The 6,673-nt window shown below is 69.6% G+C and carries 5 protein-coding genes; all 5 read left to right on the top strand.

The window, feature by feature from the left end; all coding sequences use genetic code 11:
- The first annotated feature begins 2 nt into the window (after window positions 1-2).
- The gene (gene yidC, locus Vqi01_RS14805) at window positions 3-989 is read left to right on the top strand and encodes a membrane protein insertase YidC (RefSeq protein ID WP_204035359.1); all 987 of its coding nucleotides are present in this window, start codon (window positions 3-5) and stop codon (window positions 987-989) included.
- Between the two features lie 217 nt (window positions 990-1,206).
- Window positions 1,207-1,788, top strand: a complete 582-nt coding sequence (locus Vqi01_RS14810; RefSeq protein ID WP_204035360.1) for a Jag family protein — start codon at window positions 1,207-1,209, stop codon at window positions 1,786-1,788.
- 4 nt (window positions 1,789-1,792) lie between these two features.
- Window positions 1,793-2,617 (top strand): 16S rRNA (guanine(527)-N(7))-methyltransferase RsmG, encoded by an 825-nt coding sequence (gene rsmG, locus Vqi01_RS14815; protein WP_372444361.1) that lies wholly within the window; start codon window positions 1,793-1,795, stop codon window positions 2,615-2,617.
- Between the two features lie 259 nt (window positions 2,618-2,876).
- A complete protein-coding gene (locus tag Vqi01_RS31305; protein ID WP_275408807.1) occupies window positions 2,877-4,157 on the top strand; it encodes a ParA family protein in 1,281 nt (426 codons plus the stop codon).
- 27 nt (window positions 4,158-4,184) lie between these two features.
- Window positions 4,185-5,198 carry a ParB/RepB/Spo0J family partition protein gene (locus tag Vqi01_RS14825; protein WP_204035361.1) on the top strand — a complete coding sequence of 338 codons (1,014 nt, stop codon included), beginning with the start codon at window positions 4,185-4,187 and terminating at the stop codon, window positions 5,196-5,198.
- The last annotated feature ends 1,475 nt before the right edge of the window (window positions 5,199-6,673 follow it).

Consider the following 6,673-nt stretch of genomic DNA (forward strand, 5'->3'; position numbering starts at 1 on the left):
AATTGAGTCTCGACTGGATCTACTACGCGATTTCGTGGATCCTGCTGGCCTGGCATTCGGTCTGGGACACCATCGGGGTTCCGGCCACCGCGGCCCTCGGCACCAACTGGTCCTGGATCCTGGCGATCTTCTTCCTGGTGGTCACCGTCCGGGTGATCCTGTTCCCGGTCTTCGTCAAGCAGATCAAGTCGCAGCGGGCGATGCAGGCGCTCCAGCCTCAGGTGAAGGCGCTGCAGGAGAAGCACAAGGGTGACCGGGAGACGCTCCAGAAGGAGATGATGGAGCTCTACCGGAAGGAAAAGGCCAACCCGCTCATGGGCTGCCTTCCGATGTTCCTCCAGATCCCGGTCTTCCTCGGCCTCTTCCACGTGCTCCGCCGCCTCAACCCGGACCGCGGCGAGGGCGCCAAGACGCTGTACGGCTGGACGGTGGACCAGTTCGACAGCGCCTCGGCGGCCACGCTGTTCACCGCGCCGATCGCCGGCAAGTTCGGATCCACGGCAGAGGAACTGGCTCGGCTCGGCGCCAACGGCACCACCGTCAAGATCATGGCTGGTGTCCTGGTGCTGGTGATGATGGGCACCACGTACCTCACCAGCCGTCAGATGATCCTCAAGACCGGCTGGGCGGAGGACCCGCAGCAGCGGATGATCCAGCGCCTGATGCTCTACGGCATCCCGCTGTCGCTGCTGATCTCCGGCGCCATCTTCCCGATCGGCGTGATCATCTACTGGGTCACCAACAACCTCTTCACCCTCGGCCAGCAGCAGTGGGTGCTGCGCAAGTTCCCGCCGCCCGTGACGGCGACCAGCAAGCCGGGCACCTCCGGACGGAACGGGACGCAGCTGGCGAAGACCGGTGGCCTGTTCGGCCGGAGCAAGCCCGCCGCGGCACCGCAGAAGCCGGCTGCGCCGAAGGTTGCCGCGCCCAAGCCGGGTGCCAAGCCGGTGAACCCGAAGAAGGGCCGCCCAGCCAAGCGGAAGGGCTGAATATCGTTCGGGCCGCCGCCGGAGACGGCGGCGGCCCGTTGCGTGAGGGTGCCGTCGCCGGAAGGCCGGCGCCGCAAGCGCGAACCGCCGCGCGTGCCGCGGCGTACGGGCGAGACTGCCTCTACAGATGACGTGCCCGTGGCACCGGCGACCTCCCGCCGGCCGCGGGAAACCAGCGGACCCTCAGGTCCGGCCGAGCGAGTACGGAGATGACACCGTGACCGACACCAGCATCCCCCGCGCCGACCAGCCCTTGGACGACGAGCCGACCGCGACGGCTCCGGTCGACGAACCGGAGGAGATCGACGCGGAGCCAGCGCCGAGCAAGGCCGCCGGGGACAGCGATCTGTTCCGGCAGAGCGAGATCGCCGCCGACTACGTCGAAGGGCTGCTCGACATCCTCGACTACGACGGTGATATCGACGAGCTGGTGTCCGGCGGCCGGCCGGTGGTGGAAGTGGTCGGTGGCCGCCTGCAGAACCTGGTCGGTCAGCGGGGCGCCACCCTGGAGGCGCTTCAGGAACTTGCCCGCCTCGCCGTCTTCCGGCAGACCGGTTCGCCGAGCCGGCTGCTGCTCGACATCGGGGGCTATCGGGCCAACCGCCGCAAGGAACTCGCGGCCGTCGCCCGTAACGCTGTCGAGAAGGTCAAGGAGCACGGCGAGCCGGTGCGACTGGAGCCGATGTCGGCGTTCGAGCGCAAGTGTGTGCACGACGTGGTCAACGCGATCGACGGTGTGGAGAGCGAGTCCGAGGGTGTCGAGCCCAACCGGCGCATCATCGTCAGCCCGACGGAGTGAACGGGTGGCGCGGGACGACATCATGGGCGGTCCCCCGTCCGGCCCGGGTGGTACGCCGCCCGGGCCGCCGGCTGTCCAGCCCGAGCCGCCCCGGGCGGTCCGGTCGCCCGACCCGGGCGTGGCGGTGCTGCCGCCCGAGTTGGCCGCGGCGGCCCGGCGACTGATCGGCGACCGGCTTGACCTCGCTGCCGCGTACGCCGAACTGCTGGTCACCGACGGCGTGCTGCGTGGCCTGATCGGCCCGCGCGAGGCTCCTCGGATCTGGGATCGTCATCTGCTGAACTGCGCGGCGGTCGCCGAACTCATTCCGGCCGGCGCGACCGTGCTCGATGTGGGATCAGGGGCGGGGCTGCCGGGGCTCGTGCTCGCCATCGCCCGACCTGACCTCACGGTGACGCTGATCGAACCGCTGGCCCGTCGTACCGCGTTCCTCCAGGAGGTGGTGGACGCGCTGGCGCTCCACGAGTCGGTCCGGGTGTTGCGGGGCCGGGCCGAGGAACTGGCAGCGCAGGCGGACCCGGTGCAGGGCGATGTGGTGACGGCCCGAGCGGTGGCGCCCCTGGATCGGCTTGCCGCCTGGTGCCTGCCACTGGCCGTGCCGGGTGGGCGTCTGCTCGCCCTGAAGGGCGCCTCGGCGGCCGAGGAGATCGCCGACCACGCCGCAGCGGTGCACCGTCTGGGTGGTGGCGAGCCCGTGCTGCACCGGTGCGGTGAAGGCGTCGTGGAGCCGCCCACGACGGTGGCGGAGATCGTGCGGGAGCGGGTGCTCGGCCCGACGTCCAAGGTGGCGTCCCGGAATCGGCGAGCCGGTCGTTCCCGCCGGCGGTGACCGGGCCGGTCGTGGTGATTATCAGCTCCCCGGCCGGCAATTCGGACGTCTCACCCAGCTGCGGCCAGCGGGTTGCGAACCCGACGTGGACCTGTCGCGCCCATGCGCCGTAGGCTGACCGCGCGCCGATAGTGTGGAGCGGGCGGCGATGCCCTCCGGGGCCCGGCCGCTCCCGCCGGGCGGTACCTCTGCGGAGAGCGCGCGAGTGGCCCGGTTGACGGGGTGCGGACCGACCATCCGAAGCGGGTAGGGATGACAGGTGCATGACGACGGCAGGTACGACGATCCACGGGTGAGCGGGGCAGCGGACGACCCTGTTTCACGTGAAACCGAATACCCGGGTTGGCGGTCCGCCGAGGCACCGCAGAGCTATCCGGAGTCCGGCCGGGAGGTGCCCACGTCGGGTGTCCCGTGGCCTTCGGCGCGAGATGCGTCCGATCCGACCGGCCGGCCGGTCAACGCCACTCCCGAGGCGCGGGTGATACCGATCCGGCGGAACACCTCGGCATCGGCGCGGTTCGAGCCGGCAACGGCCAACCCGCAAGTGCCCGGCGTGGTGCCCGATCCCCGATCGGCGGTTGACCCGCCCGTGGCATCGGCGGGGTACGTCCCGGCTGTCACTGACGCCGCGTACGTTTCACATGAAACTCCAACGCGCGAAGAGGATGATCCACCGTTGGCTATGGAGGCGATGCGCGCCGTGCAGATCCTGAACCCCAGTGGCGAGGTGAGCATGCCTCGGCCGGAGCGGACCCGGGTCATGTGCGTCGCGAACCAGAAGGGCGGCGTGGGCAAGACCACGACCACGGTCAACCTGGCGGTGGCGCTCGCCCTGCACGGCAACCGGGTGCTGGTCGTCGACCTGGACCCGCAGGGCAACGCCTCCACCGGACTGAACGTCCCGCATCACACCGGTGTGCCGGACGTCTACGAATGCTTGATCAATAGCGTGCCGCTGGAGGAAGTGACCCAGGCGGTCGAGGGCATCCCCAACCTCTGGTGCGTACCGGCCACCATCGATCTGGCTGGCGCGGAGATCGAGTTGGTGTCGGTGGTGGCGCGCGAGTCGCGGCTGGCTCGGGCCATCGACGCGTACCCCGGGCACTTCGACTACGTCTTCATCGACTGCCCACCGTCGCTCGGCCTGTTGACGGTGAACGCCTTGGTGGCCGCTCAGGAAGTGCTCATCCCCATCCAGTGCGAGTACTACGCGCTCGAAGGACTGAACCAGCTGATCAACAACATCAATCTGGTCCGTCAGCACCTCAACCCCCGGCTTGCGGTGTCCACGATCCTGCTCACCATGTACGACCGGCGCACCCGGCTCGCCGACGCGGTCGAGCAGGACGTTCGGAACCACTTCGGAGACAAGGTGCTCCAGGCGGTGATTCCGCGTAACGTCCGGGTCTCGGAAGCACCCAGTTACGGCCAATCGGTGATGACCTACGATCCCGGTTCGCGGGGGGCTACGAGCTACTTCGAAGCCGCCCAGGAGATTGCCGAGCGAGGGGTCAAGGAACCGGTGAGCCGTAATGCGTAGTGCGGACGAGGCGCTGGGAGGCGTGGTATGAAGAACCGTCCTCGGGGTGGTCTGGGGCGGGGCCTTGGGGCGCTCATCCCGACCGGGCCGGCCCCCGATGCCGGCGCTGGCGTCGGTGTCGTAGCGGCTGGAACGATCGACACGGCCGACGCCGGCCGGCCGGCCGTGCCGCCGCCGGCGGCACCAACGAGCGAGCCGGAGGATCCGATCCTCAGCCCGGTGCCCGGTGCTCGCTTCGCCGAGATCCCGGTCGACTCGATCGTGCCCAACCCCAAACAGCCGCGGCAGGTCTTCGACGAGGAGGCGCTGGAGGAACTGAAGACCTCCATCCAGGAGGTCGGCTTCCTCCAGCCGATCGTGGTGCGGCAGCTCGACGGCGAGAAGTTCGAACTCGTCATGGGCGAGCGCAGGTGGCGGGCGGCGCAGGCGGTCGGCCGGGAAAGTATCCCGGCAATCGTCCGCGACACCCGCGACGACGCGATGCTGCGGGACGCGCTCCTGGAGAACATCCACCGAGCGAACCTGAACCCGTTGGAAGAGGCCGCCGCCTATCAGCAGCTGCTGGAGGAGTTCGGCGCCACCCACGAAGAACTGGCCCGCCGGATCGGGCGTAGCCGACCGCAGATCTCGAACACCATCAGGCTGCTGAACCTGCCGGCCCAGGTGCAGCGGCGGGTGGCCGCCGGGGTGCTGTCCGCGGGACACGCTCGGGCGCTGCTCAGCCTGGAGAATCCGGATACCCAGGAGCAGCTCGCGTTGCGAATCGTCGCCGAGGGCCTGTCGGTCCGCGCGACCGAGGAGATCGTCGCGCTGACCCTCAGCGAGGGGCCGGGAAAGAAGGAGTCGACCAAGCGTCGACCGAAGCCGCACGCACCCGCCTTGAACGACCTCGCTGATCGGCTCTCCGACCGCTTCGACACCCGGGTGAAGGTCGATATCGGACGCAACAAGGGGAAGATCACGATCGAGTTCGCCACGGTCGACGACCTGGAACGGATTGTCGGCCTGATCGGCGTCGAACGGGCAGAGTCCGAGTTGTAAGAGAGGCTGCCAATAGAACTGGCGCGGCGTTGCGAGGCGCCCTGGCACGTCGGGACTGGCCGGGTTGGAACGGGCTGGCGCGCCGGGAGTGGCGGGGCGGCGACGGGCCTTGGTACGTGGGTCGGAGGACTTGTCGTCGGCCATGCATGCACTCTGCCCTCCCCGCCAGCCAGCCTCGGCCAGGAGGCCGCCTCACCTCCACCGCCCTGTCGCCGGTGCGCCTGCAAGCAGGGGCAAGCCCTGCTCCGACTGGGACAGGGCCCGGCGGCGGTAGCGCAACCGGCGATCGACGGCACTGGAGCGGTCGGCGTGGGCTGGTTTCACGTGAAACCAGCCCACGGTTTTTTGGGACGCCGGTCGGTGCCATAGCTGAAGCGGGCATGTTTCGCGACCAGTGCCCGCAGCCGCCCCTCTGAGTACGCCCTCGGGCCGCCCAGGATGCCCACTGGCCCGCCGAACGCCCCGCACCACCCCACCTGAAGGGCCTGGCGGTGGGCGTGGCCCCTGCTGGCGGTAGCGGGCTTCTCGCCGCCCCGGCCACCGTTGGCTGCATGGCCGGGGGAACCTCTCCCACGCCAGCGATCCGAGGGCTCAGGTCCCTTCGGCGCTCCGTCGCCCCGGCCGCTGCCCGTCCTGCCCCTGCTGCTGTCCCGTCGGTTGCTGGGGTCCTGGCGGTTGCTGGCCTCCCTGTGGCGGTTGCCGGCCTCCTGGCGGTTGCCGGCCTCCTGGCGGTTGCCGGCCTCCTGGCGGTTGCCGGCCTCCTGGCGGTTGTTGCCGTCCCGTCGGTTGTTGCCGTCCCGTTGGTTGCTAGCGTCCTGCCGTCGCTGGCGTTCGGTGGGCTTGCCTCCGTCGTGCCAATGGACTGGCGGGGGTGCAACGGGCCCTGCGCGTCGGGACTGGTGGGGCTACGGGCCCTGGCACGTCGGCCGGCGTTGTTGTCGTTGGCGTTGCAGCACCGCCGACATGCCCCCTCCTGCCGAACCCCGTCCCCGCAGGGCGTCGTCCCTTGCCAGTCTTGACCAGGAGTCGCCTCGCCTCGCCACCGCTCGGTTTCCGATCCCTATGCCAAGCCAGGCGGCGGGCATACCTGGCCGACCGCGCCGCCGAGTGGTTCCGGTCGAGGTGCCAGGAGACGAAGCCGGAGACGGGCTCGCTGACGGTTCGTTCGTCGAGGTGCCCCCTGCGTCCGGCCTCGCCTTCGAGCCCGCGGCATCTCCCGGTAAGCCCTGAAGGACCGACCTGATCTCCCCGTCCTGAGTAACACTCGCCGAGGCCCGGTCCAACTCTTGCCTACCCCTCTACGGTCCCGAATGATCCACTCACCTCCGTGAACGTGCTGCCTCATCGAGCGGATCTGACACCGCACCCTCACGGAAGTTGAGTCGATCGGCCCGATCTGGAGAGAGAGGCCCTGTCTCGCAGTAGCGCCCGGTGAGAGCGTCGAGTGACAACGGATCGCGCCCGTCCGGGGTCTT

The sequence above is a fragment of the Micromonospora qiuiae genome, assembly GCF_016863555.1.
GTDB lineage: Bacteria > Actinomycetota > Actinomycetes > Mycobacteriales > Micromonosporaceae > Micromonospora > Micromonospora qiuiae.